Here is a 19,258-nt window from a genome sequence, read left to right on the forward strand (position 1 = left end):
GCACGGGCACGACAATAGCGGCATGCCGACAGTGACCGACCGGGTGCGGGCGATCTGCCTGCGCCTGCCCGAGGCCGCCGAGCGCCCCAGCCACGGCGCCCCGGCCTTCTTCGTCCGCGACCGCAGGCAGTTCGTCATGCTCTGGCCGGACGGCCACCACGACCACGACTTCCCCCACCTGTGGTGCGCGGCCCCGCCCGGCGCCCAGGAGGAGCTGATCGCCGCCGACCCGGCCCGCTTCTTCCGCCCGCCCTACGTCGGCCACCGCGGCTGGCTCGGCGTCCGCCTCGACGCCGGCCCGGACTGGACCGAGATCGCCGAGCTCTGCACCGACGCCTTCCGCACCGTGGCCCCGAAGTCCCTGGTCACCCGCCTGGAGGAGACCTCGCAGCAGTGAGTCAGGCCTCGACGACGTCGGCGACGATGACCGTCACGTTGTCCGGGGCGCCGTTGTCCAGCGTCCGCTGCACCAGCCGGCCCGCGCACTCCTTGCGGTCGGCCACCTCGCGCAGCGTCTGGGCGATCACCGCGTCCTCCACGTAATCGGACAGGCCGTCGCTGCAGAGCAGATAGCGGTCACCCACCCGGGCCGGGATCATCCGGCCGGCCGGGCGGAACGGACCGCCCTGCACGGCCTGCGTCACGAGGGCGCGCTGCGGGTGGCGGCGGGCGTCGTCCGGGGTGAGCACGCCCTGGTCGACAAGCGCCTGGACGTAGGTGTCGTCCCGGGTGAGCTGCTGGAATTCGCCGTCGCGCAGCAGGTAGCAGCGGGAGTCGCCGACGTTCAGGGCGGCCAGGCGGTCGCCGGAGAGCAGCAGGGCGGTCACCGTCGTACCCATGCCGTCGCGCGCGTCGTCGTCGGCGACGGCGGCCTCGATGCGCTGGTTCGCGGTCTGCAGCGCGGCGATCAGATCCTGCAGCGGCTCGCCGGTGTCCGGCGAGGTGTCGACGGTGCTGAGCGTCTGCACGAGGATGTCGCTCGCCAGCTCGCCGGCGGGGAGCCCGCCCATGCCGTCCGCCACCACGAAGAGTCGATTACCGACGAAGACGGCGTCTTCGTTGTTGGACCGGACCAGGCCCTGATCAGTGGCGGCGACCGCCCGGACAGCAAGCGTCATGGTGCTAAGAGTGCCAAAGCCCAATTCCGTTGTCTCTAGTACCTCCTACGTAGTGTGCGCTGATGACGGCGGTGACACTGGTGGGTCGCGCACCGCCGCCGGACGGGCGCCGGCGCGCCGGTGCCCGCGTGCGCACCCGGGTGACACCGGTGATCGTGCTGGTCAGAGGCGATCAGGGGACCGGGAGTAGCGCGTCGGCGGGGGCTTTCCCGCGCGCCGGGGAGCCGATCGGGCCGCTGTCCGGCGGGGCACGGGCGCGTCCACCGGCGCCCGGCGACGGGGCCGGGCGCGGCCCCGGCCGATCGTGACATTCGCGACATCGGGGTACGCGAGGACGCTCCCGCCCGGTTCGAACCCGATCCCGGCGTCCCCCGCGAGCGGTACACGCCGGTGCGGCCGCGCACCGGGGTGGCGCCCCGCGCGATCCGCCACGACGCTCTACCACATCCGGGCGCGCCGGGCTCCCGGACCCTGGCGGCGTCGTCCGCGCGGTGACCCTCGAGAGCCCTCCGCGCGGGGCGGCGCGACAACGCACAGCGGCCTCGGTAACAATCGTCGGCGTGACGACAGCTATCCATCAGCGCATCGCCTCGGAACTCGGGGTCCGGGAAGGACAGGTCACCGCGGCCGTCGAGCTGCTCGACGGCGGCGCCACGGTGCCGTTCATCGCCCGCTACCGCAAGGAGGTGACCGGCACCCTCGACGACGCGCAGCTGCGCACGCTCGAGGAGCGCCTCGGTTACCTGCGGGAGCTGGAGGACCGGCGGGCCGCGGTGCTGGAGTCGATCCGCTCCCAGGGCAAGCTCGACGACGCGCTCGAGCAGCAGATCCTCGAGGCCGACACGAAGGCCCGCCTGGAGGACATCTACCTGCCGTTCAAGCCGAAGCGGCGGACCAAGGCGCAGATCGCCCGGGAGGCCGGCCTGGAGCCGCTCGCCGAGGGCCTGCTGGGCGACCCCTCGGTCGACCCGCGCGCGGCCGCCGCGGCGTTCGTGGACGCCGAGAAGGGCGTCGCCGACGCACAGGCCGCCCTGGACGGCGCCCGGGCCATCCTGATCGAGCGGTTCGCCGAGGACGCCGACCTGATCGGTGACCTGCGCGAGCAGATGTGGCGACGCGGCCGCCTGGTCGCCAAGGTGCGGGCCGGCAAGGAGACCGACGGCGCGAAGTTCTCCGACTACTTCGACTTCGCCGAGCCGTACGCGAAGCTTCCCTCGCACCGCATCCTGGCGATGCTGCGCGGCGAGAAGGAGGACGTCCTCGAGCTCACCATGGAGCCGCACCCGGAGGAGGACGAGGGCTACTTCGAGGGCCGCATCGCCGGCCGCAACGGCATCAGCGACCACGGCCGGCCCGGCGACAAGTGGCTGGTCGACACGGTGCGGTGGGCGTGGCGTACCCGGATCCTGATCCACCTCGGCGCCGACCTGCGGGTGCGGCTGCGCGAGGCGGCCGAGGACGAGGCGGTCCGGGTCTTCGCGGCGAACCTGCGGGACCTGCTGCTCGCCGCACCGGCCGGCACCCGCGCCACGATGGGCCTGGACCCGGGCTTCCGGACCGGCGTGAAGGTGGCCGTGGTCGACGCGACAGGCAAGGTGGTCGCCACCGACACGATCTACCCGCACGTGCCGCAGAACAAGTGGGACGAGTCGATCCACCGGCTGGCCGCGCTCGCCTCGAAGCACAACGTCGAGCTGATCGCGATCGGCAACGGCACCGCGTCCCGGGAGACCGACAAGCTCGCCGCCGACCTGATCAAGCGGCACCCGGAGGCGAACCTGACCAAGGTGGTCGTCTCCGAGGCCGGCGCGTCGGTCTACTCGGCGTCGGCGTACGCCTCGCAGGAGCTGCCCGGCATGGACGTGTCGCTGCGCGGCGCCGTCTCGATCGCCCGCCGCCTGCAGGACCCGCTGGCCGAGCTCGTCAAGATCGACCCGAAGTCGATCGGCGTCGGGCAGTACCAGCACGACATCTCCGAGGTGAAGCTGGCCCGGTCGCTGGACGCGGTCGTCGAGGACTGTGTGAACGGCGTCGGCGTGGACGTCAACACCGCCTCCGCGCCACTGCTCACCCGGGTCTCCGGGATCACCGCGGGCCTCGCCGAGAACATCGTGCTGCACCGCGACCAGAACGGGCCCTTCAAGAGCCGCCAGGAGATCCGCAAGGTGCAGCGGCTCGGCCCGAAGGCGTTCGAGCAGTGCGCGGGCTTCCTGCGGATCTCGGGCGGCGAGGACCCGCTCGACTTCTCCAGCGTGCACCCGGAGTCGTACCCGGTGGTCCGGACCATCGCGGCCGACGCCGGCGCCGACATCGCGACGCTGATCGGCAACAGCCCGCTGCTGAAGGCGATCCGGCCGGAGAAGTTCGTGACCGACACCGTCGGCCTGCCGACCGTCACGGACATCCTCAAGGAGCTGGAGAAGCCCGGCCGCGACCCGCGCCCGGCGTTCACCACGGCGACCTTCGCCGAGGGCGTCGAGAAGATCGCGGATCTTTCACCCGGCATGATCCTGGAGGGTCAGGTCACCAACGTGGCGGCGTTCGGCGCGTTCGTCGACATCGGCGTGCACCAGGACGGTCTCGTGCACGTCTCGGCGCTCTCCGACAAGTTCGTCCAGGACCCGCGCGAGGTGGTCAAGTCCGGTGACGTGGTGAAGGTCCGCGTCCTGGAGGTCGACCCGGTCCGCAAGCGGATCTCGCTCTCCATGCGTCTGCAGGACGACCCGGCGAAGGCCCGGGGCCCGCGCGAGGACCGGGGCGGCCAGCGCGGCGGCCAGGGCAGCCGAGGTGACCGGCAGGGCGGTCAGGGTGGTCAGGGTGACCGGCAGGGCGGTCAGGGCGGCCGTCAGGGCGGTCAGCAGCGTGGTGGGCAGCCACGCCAGCAGGGCGGCCAGCGCGGCGGTCAGGGTGGACGTCAGGGCGGCGGGAACAGCTTCGGCAACAGCGCCATGGCCGACGCGCTGCGCCGGGCCGGGCTGACCCGCGACTAGGAAGCGGTGACGATCGGGGCCGTCAGCCGGCGGCCCAGATCTTCACATCGGTGAACGCCACCTCGTAGGGGCCCTTCCGCGCGGCGTCGCGCTCGGTGAAGATGCCCAGCACCACCTGACCGCCGGTGATCTTCTTGTCGGTCAGCGTGGCCGAGCCGAGCAGCGTGCCGTCGCGGAACACCTCGAAGTAGTCCCCGGTGTAGGAGATCCCGATCCGGGTCGGCGCGGCGCCCAGCTGGATCCGCGCGTCCGCGATCGGGAACGTCTTCAGCACCTTGATCTTGCCGTCCCGGTGCACCCCGAGATAGACGTTCCGCTCGCAGATCCGCAGCTGGTACCCCACGTAGTCCTGGAAGCGGAACCAGATCGCCGCGCAGCTGTCCTTGGTGACCAGCCGCACCCCCACCTCGGCGCGCAGGTCGGCGGGCATCGCGTCGAGCGGGCCGCTGCACCGGTAGGTGCCCTCGATCTCCCGGTGCACCACCAGGGCGTCGTCGAACGAGCAGCTCGCCGTCTCGCTCGGCATCGTGGTCGGCCGCCAGAACAGCTGGCTGCGCAACCCGTCGTCGATCAGCGCCTGCCCCGGCGTGATCCCGCCGCCCGGGGTGGCGCCGTCGCCGTCGCCGCCCGGGTGGCGCAGCGACAGGGCCAGCATCACCGCGCCGGCCACCACCGCGGCGACCAGCACGGCGACACCGACGGGCAGCGCCCAGCGGCGGCCGGCCCGCGGCGGCGGCTTCGGCCCGGCCGGCGCGCCCACCATGGTCGGCGCCTCCGAGATCGGCACCGTGACGATCGAGTTCTCGTCGTAGCCGACCATCCCGGGCGGGATGCTGAGCAGCGGCGCGTACCCGGTCACCGACTGCGCCTCGACCGCCGCGGCCTTCAGGTCCGGCTGGTCGGCGAAGGCGGCCGCGGTGGCGGCCGGCCGCTCACCGGAGGAGACCAGCAGGTCCAGCAGCTCCCGGGCGCTCGGCCGGTTCGCCGGATCCTTCTCCAGGGCGTGTGCCACCAGGTCCCGCAGGGGTCCGCTGAGGCCGTCCAGCCGCGGCGGCTGGGTGAGGATCCGGGCCGCGGTGGCCGGCGGCGAGTCCGCGGAGAACGGCGTCCGCCCGGTGCCCGCGTACGCCACCACGCTCCCCCACGCGAACACGTCCGCGGCCGGGGTGACCGGGGCGTCCGCGTCGGTGCCGAACCGCTCCGGCGCCATGTACGCCACCGTGCCCACCATCTGGTCGGTACGGGTGTTCGCGCTCGTCGCCTCCATGGCCCGGGCGATCCCGAAGTCGATCACCTTGGGGCTGCCCGGCGCCAGCAGCACGTTGCGCGGCTTCAGGTCCCGGTGGATCACCCCGGCGCCGTGGATGGCGGTCAGCGCGGTGGCCACCCCGATCGCGACGCCGTGCAGGTTGGCGCTGGTCAGCGGCCCGCGCTCCTCGACCACCTCGGCCAGGGTGGGACCGTCCACATACTCCACGACGAGATAGGGGTGCTCGTGGTCGGGGTCGGCGTCGAGCACCTCGGCGGTGCAGAACGGCGGCACCTGCCGGGCCCGGTTCACCTCGCTGCGGAACCGGCGCCGGAACTCGTCGTCGTGCGCCAGGTCGGCACGCACCATCTTGACCGCGACGAGCACACCGGCGGCGGTCTTCGCCAGGTAGACCGTGCCCATCCCGCCCTCGCCCAGGCGACCCACCAGCTGGTAGTCGCCGAGGCTTTTCGGATCCCTCGGCCGCAGCGGCGCGGTCCGTTCCCCCGGCAGTGTTCCATCGACCATCGCAAACGCCCCCCGGCCGCTCTTTGTCGCCGGCTGCACTGTATAGGGCGGGATCTCCCGCGTTCCTCCCGGAGCCCTCTCCCCGGTGTCCCGGAGCAGTCTCTCAGGGTCGGATCCGGGCATCGCCGGATGGTTACGGCGGCCGGCGGGGCGCACGCTTGGTGCACAAGCCACTACCGGAAAGCGAGACCCACCATGAACGCCGTGCACGACTCGATGGCCCGCCAGGGCCTGGTCCGCCCGCAGGACGGCCGGATGATCGGCGGTGTCTGCGCAGGTCTGGCCCGCCGGTTCGGCCTGGACCCGTGGATCGCCCGGCTCCTCTTCGTACTGATCCTCTTCGTGATCCCGGGCAGCCAGATCCTGATCTACCCGGTCCTCTGGCTCCTGATGCCGGCCGAGAAGCCCGCCTGGTCCCCCACACCCACCCCGCCCGCCTCCTTCTGACCCCAGGCCCGACGTTGCCCGGCCCGCCCCCAGCGGCGGCCGGGCGAACCCGAGCGCCCGATATCCAGGCATCCGGCGCTGCCACGAGACGGCGAGGATCGGAGCTCCGGGTCGTGGTAGTCGTGTACCTCCGCGATCTCCTTGCCGGGCGCAGCGCGGACGACCCGCCCGGCACATCGGATCAGCAGGGCCGGCAGCGGCAGGCGGAGGAATGAGCCGCCGCTAGCGGTCCCCGTAGTGGTGACGACAGGACAGGATCTCGATCTGGCCGCGGGAGTCGGTCACGCGATACACGAGCCGGTGCTCATCGGTGATACGCCGTGACGCCCAGCCGGACAGGTCCCCCTCGATCAGCTCCGGCTTGCCGATGCCACCGCCATCACCCCGCTGGATGTCCCTGATCAGCGTGTTGATCCTTTTGAGGACCTTCCGGTCGCCGGACTGCCAGCCCACGTACTCGTCCCGCGCATCCGGGTGCCAGACGAGCTTCACGCGGCGCCTTGCTCTTCCGGTTCCACCAGATCGTGCTGGACGTGCGTGCCCTCCTCCATCTCCGTGATGCGGCGGCGTAGTTCTCGGCCGTTGGCGCCGCGGGAGAGATACTCCGTCTCGCGCCATGCGTCGTAGTCGCTCTTGGGCATCACGACCATCGGTTCGTGTCCGCTGCGTGTGACGACCAGGTGTTCCGCGTCATTCTCGATGGCGTCGAACACGTTCGCGAGGTTCGCCCGCAGGTCAGAAGCGGTGATCACCTTCATGGCCCCTCCCCATTTGTACGTCATATCGCACAACGGCTCCGCCGAGGCTGAATCGCTCGCCGAGTCTCGCCGATCCCGGAGCCGCCGCATCAGAATGACGGGAAAGACCGGACGCACGGAGGCGGCGATGGCCAAGATTCTGATTCTGACCGGTGACGCGGCGGAGGACCTGGAGGTGATGTACCCCTACCAGCGGCTCCTCGAGGAGGGGTACGAGGTGGACATCGCCGCGCCGGCGGCCCGGAAACTGCAGTTCGTGGTGCACGACTTCGTGGACGGCTTCGACACGTACACGGAGAAGCCGGGACACACCTGGCCCGCCGACGTCGCGTTCGCGGACGTCGACCCGGCCTCCTACGCCGCGCTGGTGCTGCCCGGCGGGCGCGCCCCGGAGTACATCCGCAACGACGAGCACTGCCGGCGGATCGTGCGGCACTTCTTCGACGGCGACAAACCGGTGGCGGCGCTCTGCCACGGTCCGCTGGTGCTGGCCGCCTCGGGGGTGCTGGCGGGACGCACCGTGAGCGCGTACCCGGCCTGTGCCCCTGATGTGCGTGCCGCCGGCGCCACGTTCGCGGACAGCGAGGCGCAGGTGGACGGCGTCCTGGTCACCGGGCGCGCCTGGCCGGACCACCCGGCGTGGATGCGCGAGTTCCTGACCGTGCTGCGGGCGAAGGCGCCGGGTGCCCTCAGCCGGGAAGACCAGTGATCTCGCGGACCTTCGCGGTGAGCTGCAGGTCGTCGAGGTAACCGCGGTGCACGATGGTGCCGTCCGGGTCGACGAAGACGTACCAGCTCTGCTGCGCGATCCCGAACCGCTGCCAGATCTTCCCGGCCGGGTCGCTGAGGTGGGTCACCGCCCCGACCTGCATCTCGTCCACGAACTCCTGCATCGCCTCGGTCGTGCCGAGCCCGCCGATGCCGAGCATGCCCAGCCGGTCGCCGTACTCCTCGTGCAGGTCGGCGACCGACTGGGCCTCACTCGCGCAGGTGGCGCACCAGGGCGCCCAGAACCAGAGCAGCGCGGGCTTGCCGGCCAGGCTCGCGGCGTCGAACGCGACGCCGCCGAGCGTGGTTCCGGTGAAGGCCAGCGCCTGCGGGACGCTCGCGGCGGCGGACGGCGCCGGCGCGCCCGCCTTCGGCAACGCGGTCTTCGCGGTGGAACAGCCGGCCGCGGCGGCAAGCGCCACGATCATGGCAAGAACCAGCGTGGGTACGCGCAAAGCCCGCTCCCGTCTCACTTGACAGCTGTCGGCTCGGTCAGTCGCAGCGCCAGTGCCGGGCAGACGTTGACGGCCTTGCGGGCGCCGTCCTCGAGCCACGGCGGCAGCGGTGTCTGCGGGAACGCCGGGAAACCGTTGTGGTCCAACCGGATGATCTCCGGGGCGACCGCGGAGCAGAGCCCGTGCCCGTCGCACCGGGACCAGTCGAGCGCCAGTTTCCGGGCGCCCTTCTCGGCCGTGTACGGCAGCGGCAGGATGCCCCGTACCTGTTTGCCGCAGCCCTCGCCGTTGGTGTGCGCCCGCACGTCCTCGGCGAAGACCTCCAGCGCGGAGAGCGCGAACCGGGAGGTGCCGTCCGGGTGGCTGCACGCGCCCCGGCCCTTGACCAGGCCGGCCGCCTGGCGCACGTTCTCCACCGCGTTGCCGCCGAGCGACACCAGGGTGACCGCGCGGGCCAGGTCCGGCAGGCCGATCCGGCACGGGCCGCACTGACCGGCGGACTCGCCGGCCAGGTACTGCACGACCTGGGCGACCTCGCCGAGAGGGCAGGTCTTGGAGCCGATCGGGATCAGCATGCCGGCGCCCAGGGTGCCGCCGACCTTGGCGAACCCCTTGCGGGAGATGGTGATGTTCTGCGCGGCCTCGGCGCTCACCCACTTGCCGTGGTAACCGCCGACCAGCAGGCCGGGGCCGAGGTCGGCGCCGCACATGTTCAGCACGTCCATGAGCGGGGTGCCGCTCGGCGCCTCCACCACGGCGGGCGCGGTGGCCGAGCCGCCGACGGTGAGCATGACCGTGCCGGGCTCCTCCGGGATGCCGACCGAGTTGTACTCCCACGGCCCGATCCGGGCGGCGATCGCCAGCTGCGAATAGGTCTCGGCGTTGGAGAGCAGGGTGGGCAGGCCCATCACGCCGTTGTCGCTGGACCGGACCTTGCGCCCGGGCGGGATGTGCGCCTCGCCGTTGATGCCGCGGACCAGCGCGCCGCCCTCACCGGAGATGAACCGGTGCGGCACCGTGACGATCCGGGTGGGGCACGGCATCTTCCGCTCGGCCAGCGCCTCGGTGATCGAGTTCAGGCCGACGCCGTCGTCGGCGACGCCGATCACGATCTCCTCGGCGTCCAGGGCGGCCGCCGCGAGCGCCGCGCCGTCGAGGATGAGGTGCGGGCCGCGGGTGAGCACGGCCTTGTCCTTCCAGGACGGCGGCTCACCCTCGGTCGCGTTGACCACGATGACCGGCGGCAGCTCCTGCCGGCGGCAGGAGTCGATCACCGCGCGGACCTTGCGGGCGAACGGGAAGCCCGCGCCGCCCCGGCCGCGGAGCTCGATCCGGTCGGCGAGCCCGACCAGCTCACCGGAGGAGAGCGCGGCGAATCCGCCGTGCACCTCCTGATGCGCGATGAGGTCGAGGCGGCCGTACTCGTCGAACCCCGCCGTGATGCGTGGCGTTCCGATCGCCGTGACCGGTGGAACCTGTGCGGTACTCAATTCGCTTCCCTGACGTCACCACGGAGCTGGGAGAAGTAGGACTCGTCGTCGTCGCGTCCCCGGCGGCTGCCACGGCTCTCCCGCTCCAGCGGGGCGGCGCGGCGGGACCGGCGGGACGCCATGTCGACGAGGGTGGGCGAGTCGTCGGGCTCGCCCCACTCGCCGTCGGCGACGTCGACGAATCCGCTGCGGCTGCTGTGCCGGCCGTCGGCGCGGCGGCGCGGCGGCTCCTCGTCGGCGTACCGGCCGCGCGGCTCCTCCTCGTAGCGGGCGGAGCGCTGACGGGGCACCTCGTCGTAGTCGTCGTCGCGGCGGCGGCGCGGACGGTCGTCGTACTCGGGCTCGCGGCGGCGCACCGGCGGCTCGTCGTCGGCGTGACGCCGCATCCGGGTTCCGGTGTCCTCCAGGTCGTCCCGCCGCATCCGGGTCCCGGTCGAGGCCGGGTCGTCGCGGCGCATCCGCGTGCCCGTGGACTCGATGTCGTCGCGGCGCATCCGCGTGCCGGTGGACTCAAGCTCGTCGCGGCGCATCCGCGTGCCGGTCGCGGCCGGGTCGTCGCGGCGGGAGCGGGGCGCCGGCTCGTCGTCCTCGAACCGGCGGCCACGGCGCGGGCTCTCGTCGTAGATCTCCTGCGACCGTCCACCCCGGGAGCGCGGGGCGGGCTCGTCGTCGTACCGGTAACGCTCGTCCTCGATGTCGCGCCGCGACATCGCCCGTGTCGACGTGTCGTAGCGGTCGTCGTCCTCGACGGCGCGCCGCTGCCGCGGGGCCGGGGCCTCCAGCTCGGCCTGCGGGTATCCCATCGGCGCCGGGCTGACCGGGTAACCGGTCGGCGCCGGGCTCACCGGGTAACCGGCCGGGGCCGGGCTCACCGGAGCGGCCGGGGCCGGGCTGACCGGGCGGGACACCGGCGGGGCGGGCGGCGCCGGCGGAGCGGCCGGCGTCCAGGACTGGGTGACCGGGGCGGCCGGGGCCATCAGGTCCACGGCGGGCTCACCACGCCGGCCGGGACGCCGCTTGGGCGCCGGCGAGCCGGTGGGCACCAGCTGGCCGACCGGCTTCAGGCCGGTGCCGGCCGCCGACGAGAAGTCCTTCTTGCGGTTGAGGCTGACCGTGAGGCGCACGGCCAGGCCGACCAGCACGCCGAGCACGCAGACGACGTAGCTGACGGTGACCCAGGTGGCCGCCGGGCGGCCCGCCGACAGGCCGTGGACCAGGGCGATCGGCCACATCAGGTACGAGATCGAGTGGATACCGCGCCACATCCACGGCTTGCCGCGGCCGATGAACTTCGACCGGGCGATGCCGGTCCACATCACCAGCATCATGATCCAGCCGGAGATGGTGCCGAGGCCGACGTAGAGGTTGTTCCCGGGCAGCAGGAACGGGATCGCGATGTCGATGAGCCGGATGTGCTCCTCGGCGTACTTCGTCCAGACGTGCACGACGAGAGCGGTCACCGCGATCAGGCCGGTGGTCCGGTGGGTGGACTGGAGCAGAACCCGCTGGCGGATGCTGAGCACCAGCCGGTCGGTCGCCACCAGGCCGACCATGATCGTGACCGAGAGCGACACCAGGCTGATCACGCCCATGTAGAACTCGGCGTAGATGAAGAAGTAGTAGTAGCCGACTCGGCCGGGCTTCGTCATCATGGCGACGGACCAGAGTGCGGCCAGGACGCTGAGGACGAGCAAGACGATCGCGGTTCTCGAGGCCGGTCGCGTGCCGGTGGATCCGACGTCGACCGCCACCCGACTGGCAGCTCGCTGATTGTTCTTCGACCGGGCCATTGACTCCTCGTTTTCCTTGCGTGCGGGCACGTCCCGTGGGCGGTGGGACGCGGCGTCCGTGGGGGACGCCCCGCGCTCAAGCTCTGCCGGACCCGATCCGTGGCCGTGCTTTCCCCTGCCGTGCCCCGGTCCGTGTCCTCCCCGGATTACGTGGGCGGCCAGGGTTCGGATGAACACCGTCGGAATTTTTTCCGTAGTCACCCCGCTACCCTTCGCACACGGCAGCTGAGCTGCCGAAACGGCGAGAAGGTTGCTCTGTTAAGGAAGATTTAAGGAATCTCGTGCGGGTGACCCGGGACACCGGATGAACCATTCCGGCGCCGCGGGCGAACTAAGTAGTGCGGGCGCGGAGCCCGCCCTGCCGGGAAAGGGGTCACCCATGCGTCACTGGACTGCACGGAGAGGTGCCAGCCTCGTCGGTGCGGTGCTGGCCGGCGCCGCGCTGAGTACCAGCCTCGAAGCGCCGGTCCGCGCCGACGAGCCGGGATTCAGCGTACGGGTGACAGCGCCGGACACGTTCACCGCCGGGCGCTCGGCGCAGACCGTCACCGCCGTCGTCACCTCGGAGAACCGCCGCTGCCGGAAGGTCCGCTGGGCGCTGCTCGTGCACTCCGGCCTGCAGGACGACCAGCTCCGGGTGGTCCGGGTCGAGGAGGACGGCGCGTTCCGGACGACCACCAGCACCGAGGGCGTCACCACCACGATCCTCGACGCCCAGCTCGACCCCGGCACGCTGTGCCGGGGGCGGACCGTCACCGGCCGCTGGCAGATCGCCTTCACCGGCCCGGACGCCGGCCCGGTGCAGTTCGAGGCGCGGGCCTTCGACGCCCGGGACACCCTGCTCACCGCCGGTGGCGCCACCACGCAGGTGGAGAGCGACACGCCCGAGTCGCCCGCACCGCCACCGTCGCGATCCGCGTCCCCGGCGCCGCAGCCGGAACAGGACGAGGAGTCCACCGAAGCGCCGGTCACCGAGGCCCCGGCCGCCGGCGCGGACGGCACCGAGTCCGGCGATCCGCAGGCCGCCCTGGTCTCCGAGGACTCGTTCCTGCTCGGCCCCGGCCTGATCGTCGGCGGCGTCTTCGTCTTCCTCGGCGTGCTCCTGCTCCTGCGCATCCGGTCCCGGTCGCGGGCCGCCCGGCTGCGGGCCCAGCAGGTGCCGACCGGCTTCTACACGATGCCCGGATCGCCCCGGTAGGTGACTTCCTGCGGGTGATTTCCCGACTGAACGGGCCGGTACCCGCAGGCGGCCCGTTACGGTGAGGCCCGGTGACACCGTCCACTGGGGAGGGCCTCGTGACCAGCCGTTCTGTGAAAATCTTCGGCGCGTTCGGCGCCATCGCGCTCGTCGCGGTAGCGGCGCCGGCCAGCGTCTCGTTCGCCGCGACCGAGGGCCTGCCCGCGGCGGCGCCGGCCACGGCCGTCCGGGCCGGTCAGGTCTCCGCCGGTGGCGTTCCCGCCGCGCCACGGGTCCCGCCCGAGCTGGCACCGCCGGCCGGCCACGTCGTCAACGCGGTCCTCAAGGCCCGGGGCGTGCAGATCTACGGGTGTACGGCGGGAGCGTGGACGCTCATCGAACCGGCCGCCACGCTGACCGGGATGCGGCTGCAGCCGCAGAAGAAGGTGACCGCCCTGCACTACCGCGGGCCGAGCTGGCAGTCGGACCAGGACGGCTCGCTCGTCGAGGGTGACGGCGCGTCCGCGGTCCGGGCGCCGTCGACGCACCCGGACAGCATCCCGCAGCTGCGGATCACCGCGAAGTCGACCCGCGGCGACGGCGTGTTCGGCGCGGTGACCTACATCCAGCGGCTGGACACCGTCGGCGGGATCGCGCCGGCCGGCTCCTGCTCCGGCAGCGCGACCACGGCCGTACCGTACCGGGCGGTCTATCGGTTCTTCGTCGCGAGAAAGTAGAACCCGGCGGACACAGAGCAACCGGCCGGCGCCCGAGATGACGCCGGCCGGTTGCCGGATGGGGAACGTGGATCAGAGAGCCGGGTAGGCGTTCGCCATCAGCTCGGCGAACTGCGCCGGGAACCAGGCGCCGGAGATCGGCGCGCCGGCCAGCGCACCCGACATGCTGTTGCCGTTACGGGCGTTGCCCGTGTAGGTCGGGTCGCACATCCGGTCGAAGCCCTTGCCCTCGTCGTTCGGGATCAGCGTGGACGAGCCGTCCGACTCGCCCGGGGGCTTCACCCAGACGTAGGCGTCGATACCGGAGGCCGGAGCCGCGGTCGGACGCTCACCGAGGCCGGCGCCGGCCTGGTTGCACCAGTTGCCGGCGTGGATCCGCCGGTCGACGCGGGACTGGTTGACGAAGGTGTTGACGTCGGTCGAGGTGCTCGCCGCGGTGGGCCGGGCCGAGCCGCCCCAGCCGTTGCGGGAGGTGTCGATCAGCATGCCGATGCCGGAGTCGAAGCCGATCGAGACCAGCTTGTTCCGGAACGCCTGAGCGAAGGAGAGCTCATCGGTGTACTGGTTCCAGTCCACCCACTTCGACTGCCGCACGCTCTGGCCGCCCACCGTGGTGGTCGGCTGCACGAACGGCTCCCGCAGCGCCGAGTAGTTCGCGGTGTTGGTGATGAAGCCGTGCACGTTCTTCACGTTGCCGGACGCCTTGGCGGCCTCCAGCATGATGTCCGCGGACGGGCCGAAGTTGGAGTCCCAGCCGATCCAGCCGTGGTGCGCCGCGTCCACGTAGTTGTAGACGTTGCCGAGCGCGCCCAGCTTCTGCAGCGCGTACCCGATGCCCTGGACGTATCCGCCGTTGGCCTTCATCGTGTCGCACATCGCGGTGCCGCCGGCCTGGCCGGAGGTGTTGGTGACCAGGTTCGGCAGCGAGTCGATCTCGACGATGTTGATGATCCGCAGGCTGGCGTACTTCGGGTCGCCCTGGATCGCCGCGATCGGGTCGATGTAGTCGGTCTTGTACTTCGGCAGGTCGTTCGGGCCGAGCTCACCGTTGGAGGCGAGCGCGGCGCAGTCCCGGCCGGGCAGGTTGTAGACGACGAACTGGATGTAACCGGCGCCCTGCGCGAGAGCCGCGTCCAGGTGGTCACGCACGCCCATGGAACCGTTCGAGCTGCTGCCCGTGGTGCCGTTGATGGCGGCGATCCGGTCGATCCAGACGGCGGTCGGGTTGTTGGAGACCCGGCTGCCACCGGTCACCGACTCGGCCTTCGCCTTCCACTCCGGGTTCACGTAGCCCTTCGCCCCGGCGTACGGGTTGTCGGCCTTGGTGCCCGGCTGCTGCGGGGACTGGGAGGTCGACGGGGACGTGGACGGGGAGCTGGACGGCGACGACGACGGGCTGCTCGACGGGCTGGTCGGCACGTTGCCGGTGCAGACCGTGCCGTTCAGGGCGAAGGAGGCAGGCGCGGTGTTCGTACCCGAGTAGTTGGCGTTGAAGCCGAAGTTGGCGGTGCCGTTCGTGGCGAGCGACGCGGCCCACGTCGGGTTGGTGGCCGTGACGTTCTGCCCGGACTGGGTGATCGTCGCGCTCCAGCCCTGGGTGACCGTCTGGTTGCCGGCGTAGGCCCACTTCAGGTTCCAGCCGCCGCTGATCGGGTCGCCCAGGTTGGTGACGGTGACGTTGGCGGTGAACCCGGAGTTCCACTGGTTCACCGAATAATCGACGCGACAACCGGCCGCCGCACTGGCGCTACCGGCCACTGCGACGGCACCGGCGCCGGCCACGATGCTCACGGCAGCGGCCGCCGTGAGAGCCCGGGCACGGGTGGGGATGGGTCTCATGAGGACTCCTCGAGACGGGGGCGGCGCAAGCGCGCCAGGGAACGGCGGCCAACACATCGGTGGGGATCGCTGGCCGATGGGGACAGCATTACATGGGAGCGCTCCCAGCGCAATGATCCGGAAACAGAGCGGCAATAGGCAGTTCACGCCGGATTTCGCGGCCGTCATCACCGCCCCGCCGACGGCCCGGGGTCGCGGGAAACATCAACCGGGCCGCACCTGAATTGCGACCCCGCGGCGCGGCCGGCGGCTCAACCGGCGCGGCGCGGTGCCGACCCTAGGACCATGACCGCAGGCAGCGCAGTGGACACAGCCGGACTCCCGATGGGGATCCCCGGCGAAGCGGCCATGACCCCGGACCGGCAGAGCCTCCTGCTCGCCGAACTCGTCGCGTTCATGACCAGGGACACCCCCTCGGTCCAGCACGTGCTCGACCTGACCGAACCGCACCTGCGGGAGATCGCCGGGCTGACCGCGGCCACCGTCTACGAGCTGGACTCGGAGACCGGCATGATGACCGCGACCGCGCAGGTCGGCGAGCCCGGCCGGCGTGACCAGATGGTCGCCGGCAAGGTGTTCCGCACCCCGGCCGGCGGCAAGCCGGTGGTCAGCGGCGAGCAGATGGCGATCCGGCTGCGCATCGGCGGCCAGACCGTGGGCGTCCTGCTGCTCACCGGTTCGGCACTCGGCGAGCTGCAGCAGGACACCATCGCGACGATGGCGCTGCACTTCGCCACCACCCTGCAGGGACTGGCCGCGGAGAAGGAGCGGCAGTTCGTCGCGCACAGCAGCGCCACCATCCAGGGGCTGTTCGAGCAGGGCATGACGGCCGGCAGCGTGGAGGCCGCCGCCGAGCTGCTGGCCCGCGCCGCCACGGCCGCGTTCCGCACCGAGCACGCCGGGATGCACCTGATCGACGGCGAGGGCCGGATCCGGTACGTGCACGGCGTCGGCTTCACGCCCGAGATCCGCGAGGGCCTGGTCGACAGCCTGCTCGGCAAGGCGGCCACCGACTCCCCGCTGTGGCGCGCGGCCGCCGAGGCGGGCGAGCCGCTGCTGGTCGCCGACGCAGCCGGTTCCAAGACCCGGTCCAACGGGTTCGTGCAGTCGATCGGCATCCGGTCGTTCATCGCGATGCCGCTGATGTCACGGACCGGCGCGGTCGGCATCGTGGTGTGCGGCGACTCCAGCACCAGCCGGGAGTGGAGCGCCCGGGACCGGATCCTCGCGCAGCAGCTGGCCGCCGAAGGCGCACTGATCATGGACAGCGCCCGGATGCGGCAGGCCGCCCAGGTGCACGTCGACGAGCTCACCCACCACGCCTTCCACGACTCGCTGACCGGCCTGCCCAACCGCAAGCACCTGCTGGACCGGGCCGAGCAGGCGGTGGAGGCCGCCTGCACGACGGGCACCCGGATCGCACTGCTGCTGCTCGACCTGAACGGCTTCAAACAGGTCAACGACACCGTCGGGCACCACGCCGGCGACGTGCTGCTGCAGCTGGTCGGCAAGCGGCTGCAGGACTCCGTCCGCGGTCCGGACCTGGTGGCGCGCCTCGGCGGCGACGAGTTCGCGGTCCTGCTCACCGGCGGCCCGGACGAGCACGCCGCGGTCGCCGCCGGTGAGCGGATCTGCGAGCGGCTGCGCGAGCCGTTCGACATCGAGGGCCAGGAGGTGCGCATCGGGGCGAGCCTCGGGGTGGCCCTCTGCCCGGACCACGCGACCGATTTCGGGGCCCTGATGCGCGACGCCGACGCGGCCATGTACGAGGCCAAGCGCGGCGGCGGCGGGGTGCGCGTCGCGGCCCGGTGACGCGCCGATCATGACCAACAAATCCGGATAAATCAGGTTGAGGGTGATAACTTCGGGCGGCAACCGACCCGGAAGGACCGCGAGATGTTCGGGACCCACCTGTTAGTGGCCGCCACCGTGCTGGCCACCGGAGCGCCGGCCCCGGCACCGCGCGGCCCACTGACCGCCCCGGCGCCGCTGGGCCCACTGACCGCCCCGGCGCCGCTGGGCCCGCTGACGGCTCCGGCGTCGCGCGGGCCGCTCACCGAGATCGCCTTCGCGATCTCGCCGGATCAGGTCACCCAGGGGTCCCGGGTCGTCCTTGCCGGTTACGCCGGCTCCGGGGACAGCGGCAACGCGGCCCCGGTCGACGTCTACTTCCGCAAGACCGAGAACGATCCGTACGTCCGGATCGCGCGCACGGCCGCGGCCAGTTCGGGACGGTTCAGCACCACGGTGACGGCGGTGGCGTCCGGTGACTACGAGGTGCTCTACCGGGGCAACAAGCGGCGCGGCCCGGCCTCCGCGAGCGACTACCTGGCGGTCTACACGACCCGTACCGTGACGCGGCTGGTCTATGCCTGGACCGCTACCCGGCTGCAGTGCCACCCGGTCTGCCGGACGCACGGCCCGGAGCTGACGCTCGGCACCGGGCCGGTGCATCTCAGCTTCCAGCGGGACTGCGGGCCGACCCGGTCCGGCGGCAGCCTCGGCTTCACCCGGGACCCGTGGAACAAGCACGCGGCCGGTGACCCGGGCTGGCGCGACTTCAAGGACGGCGCCGGGCCGGTCGAGTTCGACCTGGCGCCGCCCGAGCGGAACGGGCACTTCTATCTGACCTGGTCCAGCGTGCAGCGCGCGCGCGGGCAGGCCACCCTCTGCGACCTCAGGTTCACCGCCACGCAGACGGCCAACGAGATCACCTACGTCTGAGCGGGCTCAGACGAACGCGCCGTGGCCGGTCACCGCCCGGCCCACGATCAGCGAGTTGATCTCGCGGGTGCCCTCGTACGAGTAGAGCGCCTCGGCGTCCGCGACGAACCGGCCGATGTCGTAGTCGAGGACGATGCCGTTGCCGGCGAGCAGCTCCCGCGCCCAGCCGACGACCTCGCGCATCCGGGTGGTGCAGTACGCCTTCGCCAGCGCCGAGTGCTCGTCCTTGTAGACGCCCTCGTCCTGCAGCTGGGCCAGCCGCACGCACATCCCGAGCGACGCGGTCACGTTGCCGACCATGCGCACCAGCAGGTCCTGGACCAGCTGGAACTTGGCGATCGGGCGGCCGAACTGCTCCCGTTCCTTGGCGTAGTCGAGGGCGATCTCGTAGGCCGCCAGCATCACGCCGACCGCCTGCCACGCGACGCCCGCGCGGGTCTGCCGGAGGACCTTCGCGGTGTCCTTGAACGAGTTCGCCCGCTGCAGACGGTCGGCTTCCGGTACCCGTACCCCGTCGAGGGTGATGTCGGCGTTCTGCACGATGCGCAGCGCGATCTTGTTCTCGATCTTGGTGGCGGTGAGACCCGGCGCGTCACCGGGCACCACGAACCCCTTGACCTGATTGTCCGAAGTATCGCGGGCCCAGACCACGATCAGGTCGGCGAACGTGGCGTTGCCGATCCAGCGCTTCGCGCCGTTCAGCACCCAGGTGTCCCCGTCGCGCGCGCAGGTCGTGCGCAATCCGGCGGCCACGTCGGAACCACCCGTCGGCTCGGTCAGCGCGAACGCCCCGATCTGATCAAACGCGGTCATTGCCGGCAGCCACCGTTCCTGCTGCTCGGGCGACCCGCAGGTCTGGATGCTGCCCATGGCGAGGCCGGCGTGCACGCCGTAGAACGTCGCCATCGACGCGTCCGCGTGCCCCATCTCCAGCGCGAGCCATCCGTTGAGCAGCGAGGACCGTTCCACCCCGGCCAACCCGAGCCCGGCGAACCGCTTGACCAGGTGGGTCGGGAACTCGGCTCTGGACCAGTATTCGTTCGCGATCGGCGTCACCTCGGACGCCAGGAAGTCCCGCACGCGCTGAACGATTGCGGACTCGTCGTCCGTCAGAAGGCCCTGAAAGGCGTAAAGATCTCCGGCAAGCATGTTCGGTTCGTACCCCCGCGACGCCGCACCTAGACTTCG

At 71.8% G+C, this 19,258-nt stretch carries 17 protein-coding genes; 8 read left to right on the forward strand and 9 right to left on the reverse strand.

Annotation, left to right across the window (positions count from 1 at the left end; translation table 11 throughout):
• The first annotated feature begins 22 nt into the window (after nucleotides 1–22).
• Nucleotides 23–397, forward strand: a complete 375-nt coding sequence (locus AMIS_RS26850; RefSeq protein WP_014445568.1) for an MmcQ/YjbR family DNA-binding protein — start codon at nucleotides 23–25, stop codon at nucleotides 395–397.
• 1 nt (nucleotide 398) lies between these two features.
• Here the strand turns inward: AMIS_RS26850 and AMIS_RS26855 are convergent, their stop codons facing one another.
• Nucleotides 399–1,118: a PP2C family protein-serine/threonine phosphatase gene (locus AMIS_RS26855; RefSeq protein WP_014445569.1), complete on the reverse strand. Its 720-nt coding sequence runs from the start codon at nucleotides 1,116–1,118 to the stop codon at nucleotides 399–401.
• 560 nt (nucleotides 1,119–1,678) lie between these two features.
• Between AMIS_RS26855 and AMIS_RS26860 the strand changes: the two genes are divergently transcribed.
• Nucleotides 1,679–4,108, forward strand: a complete 2,430-nt coding sequence (locus AMIS_RS26860; RefSeq protein WP_014445570.1) for a Tex family protein — start codon at nucleotides 1,679–1,681, stop codon at nucleotides 4,106–4,108.
• Nucleotides 4,109–4,130: 22 nt separating this feature from the next.
• Here AMIS_RS26860 and AMIS_RS26865 read toward each other — a convergent pair whose 3' ends face one another.
• On the reverse strand, nucleotides 4,131–5,885 hold the full coding sequence (locus AMIS_RS26865) for a serine/threonine protein kinase (RefSeq protein ID WP_014445571.1): 1,755 nt from the start codon (nucleotides 5,883–5,885) through the stop codon (nucleotides 4,131–4,133).
• Between the two features lie 195 nt (nucleotides 5,886–6,080).
• Between AMIS_RS26865 and AMIS_RS26870 the strand changes: the two genes are divergently transcribed.
• Nucleotides 6,081–6,332, forward strand: a complete 252-nt coding sequence (locus AMIS_RS26870) for a PspC domain-containing protein (RefSeq protein ID WP_041830088.1) — start codon at nucleotides 6,081–6,083, stop codon at nucleotides 6,330–6,332.
• 222 nt (nucleotides 6,333–6,554) lie between these two features.
• Here AMIS_RS26870 and AMIS_RS26875 read toward each other — a convergent pair whose 3' ends face one another.
• On the reverse strand, nucleotides 6,555–6,824 hold the full coding sequence (locus tag AMIS_RS26875) for a Txe/YoeB family addiction module toxin (protein ID WP_014445573.1): 270 nt from the start codon (nucleotides 6,822–6,824) through the stop codon (nucleotides 6,555–6,557).
• Nucleotides 6,821–7,090 (reverse strand): type II toxin-antitoxin system Phd/YefM family antitoxin, encoded by a 270-nt coding sequence (locus AMIS_RS26880; RefSeq protein WP_014445574.1) that lies wholly within the window; start codon nucleotides 7,088–7,090, stop codon nucleotides 6,821–6,823. Before AMIS_RS26880 ends, AMIS_RS26875 begins: the two co-directional genes overlap by 4 nt.
• Before the next feature lie 127 nt (nucleotides 7,091–7,217).
• Between AMIS_RS26880 and AMIS_RS26885 the strand changes: the two genes are divergently transcribed.
• On the forward strand, nucleotides 7,218–7,799 hold the full coding sequence (locus AMIS_RS26885) for a DJ-1/PfpI family protein (protein ID WP_041831311.1): 582 nt from the start codon (nucleotides 7,218–7,220) through the stop codon (nucleotides 7,797–7,799).
• On the opposite strand, the gene AMIS_RS26890 is transcribed toward AMIS_RS26885, so the two are convergent.
• From AMIS_RS26890 to AMIS_RS26900, 3 genes are read right to left on the reverse strand one after another with little or no spacing between them, the layout of a single operon-like run.
• The gene (locus AMIS_RS26890; RefSeq protein ID WP_231859097.1) at nucleotides 7,780–8,313 is read right to left on the reverse strand and encodes a redoxin domain-containing protein; all 534 of its coding nucleotides are present in this window, start codon (nucleotides 8,311–8,313) and stop codon (nucleotides 7,780–7,782) included. The genes AMIS_RS26885 and AMIS_RS26890 overlap by 20 nt on opposite strands.
• Nucleotides 8,314–8,327: 14 nt before the next feature.
• Entirely contained in the window at nucleotides 8,328–9,803 is a 1,476-nt protein-coding gene (locus tag AMIS_RS26895; protein WP_014445577.1) for an NADH-quinone oxidoreductase subunit NuoF family protein, read from the reverse strand.
• Nucleotides 9,800–11,497, reverse strand: a complete 1,698-nt coding sequence (locus AMIS_RS26900; RefSeq protein WP_231859098.1) for a translation initiation factor III — start codon at nucleotides 11,495–11,497, stop codon at nucleotides 9,800–9,802. Before AMIS_RS26900 ends, AMIS_RS26895 begins: the two co-directional genes overlap by 4 nt.
• Before the next feature lie 475 nt (nucleotides 11,498–11,972).
• On the opposite strand from AMIS_RS26900, the gene AMIS_RS26905 reads away from it, so the two are divergent.
• Together AMIS_RS26905 and AMIS_RS26910 are read left to right on the forward strand one after the other, a co-directional pair.
• Nucleotides 11,973–12,791: a hypothetical protein gene (locus tag AMIS_RS26905; protein WP_157435096.1), complete on the forward strand. Its 819-nt coding sequence runs from the start codon at nucleotides 11,973–11,975 to the stop codon at nucleotides 12,789–12,791.
• Nucleotides 12,792–12,889: 98 nt separating this feature from the next.
• Complete coding sequence (locus AMIS_RS26910; RefSeq protein WP_172666630.1) at nucleotides 12,890–13,507, forward strand: DUF3455 domain-containing protein; 618 nt, start codon at nucleotides 12,890–12,892, stop codon at nucleotides 13,505–13,507.
• Nucleotides 13,508–13,579: 72 nt separating this feature from the next.
• Here AMIS_RS26910 and AMIS_RS26915 read toward each other — a convergent pair whose 3' ends face one another.
• Nucleotides 13,580–15,346, reverse strand: a complete 1,767-nt coding sequence (locus tag AMIS_RS26915) for a glycoside hydrolase family 6 protein (RefSeq protein ID WP_014445581.1) — start codon at nucleotides 15,344–15,346, stop codon at nucleotides 13,580–13,582.
• 285 nt (nucleotides 15,347–15,631) lie between these two features.
• Between AMIS_RS26915 and AMIS_RS26920 the strand changes: the two genes are divergently transcribed.
• On the forward strand, nucleotides 15,632–17,158 hold the full coding sequence (locus tag AMIS_RS26920) for a sensor domain-containing diguanylate cyclase (protein WP_014445582.1): 1,527 nt from the start codon (nucleotides 15,632–15,634) through the stop codon (nucleotides 17,156–17,158).
• 84 nt (nucleotides 17,159–17,242) lie between these two features.
• The gene (locus AMIS_RS26925; RefSeq protein WP_014445583.1) at nucleotides 17,243–18,070 is read left to right on the forward strand and encodes a hypothetical protein; all 828 of its coding nucleotides are present in this window, start codon (nucleotides 17,243–17,245) and stop codon (nucleotides 18,068–18,070) included.
• Between the two features lie 6 nt (nucleotides 18,071–18,076).
• On the opposite strand, the gene AMIS_RS26930 is transcribed toward AMIS_RS26925, so the two are convergent.
• Nucleotides 18,077–19,219 (reverse strand): acyl-CoA dehydrogenase family protein, encoded by a 1,143-nt coding sequence (locus AMIS_RS26930; RefSeq protein ID WP_014445584.1) that lies wholly within the window; start codon nucleotides 19,217–19,219, stop codon nucleotides 18,077–18,079.
• Between the last annotated feature and the right edge of the window lie 39 nt (nucleotides 19,220–19,258).

Origin of the sequence: Actinoplanes missouriensis 431 (genome assembly GCF_000284295.1) — a bacterium.
In the GTDB taxonomy this organism is placed as follows: Bacteria; Actinomycetota; Actinomycetes; order Mycobacteriales; family Micromonosporaceae; genus Actinoplanes; species Actinoplanes missouriensis.

Excerpts from the sequence above, each read along its gene's own strand:
- AMIS_RS26850 (WP_014445568.1), top strand. The coding sequence starts at position 23 with ATGCCGACAGTGACCGACCGGGTGCGGGCGATCTGCCTGCGCCTGCCC.
- AMIS_RS26855 (WP_014445569.1), bottom strand. The coding sequence starts at position 1,118 with ATGACGCTTGCTGTCCGGGCGGTCGCCGCCACTGATCAGGGCCTGGTC.
- AMIS_RS26865 (WP_014445571.1), bottom strand. The coding sequence starts at position 5,885 with ATGGTCGATGGAACACTGCCGGGGGAACGGACCGCGCCGCTGCGGCCG.
- AMIS_RS26870 (WP_041830088.1), top strand. The coding sequence starts at position 6,081 with ATGAACGCCGTGCACGACTCGATGGCCCGCCAGGGCCTGGTCCGCCCG.
- AMIS_RS26880 (WP_014445574.1), bottom strand. The coding sequence starts at position 7,090 with ATGAAGGTGATCACCGCTTCTGACCTGCGGGCGAACCTCGCGAACGTG.
- AMIS_RS26885 (WP_041831311.1), top strand. The coding sequence starts at position 7,218 with ATGGCCAAGATTCTGATTCTGACCGGTGACGCGGCGGAGGACCTGGAG.
- AMIS_RS26905 (WP_157435096.1), top strand. The coding sequence starts at position 11,973 with ATGCGTCACTGGACTGCACGGAGAGGTGCCAGCCTCGTCGGTGCGGTG.
- AMIS_RS26915 (WP_014445581.1), bottom strand. The coding sequence starts at position 15,346 with ATGAGACCCATCCCCACCCGTGCCCGGGCTCTCACGGCGGCCGCTGCC.
- AMIS_RS26920 (WP_014445582.1), top strand. The coding sequence starts at position 15,632 with ATGACCGCAGGCAGCGCAGTGGACACAGCCGGACTCCCGATGGGGATC.
- AMIS_RS26925 (WP_014445583.1), top strand. The coding sequence starts at position 17,243 with ATGTTCGGGACCCACCTGTTAGTGGCCGCCACCGTGCTGGCCACCGGA.
- AMIS_RS26930 (WP_014445584.1), bottom strand. The coding sequence starts at position 19,219 with ATGCTTGCCGGAGATCTTTACGCCTTTCAGGGCCTTCTGACGGACGAC.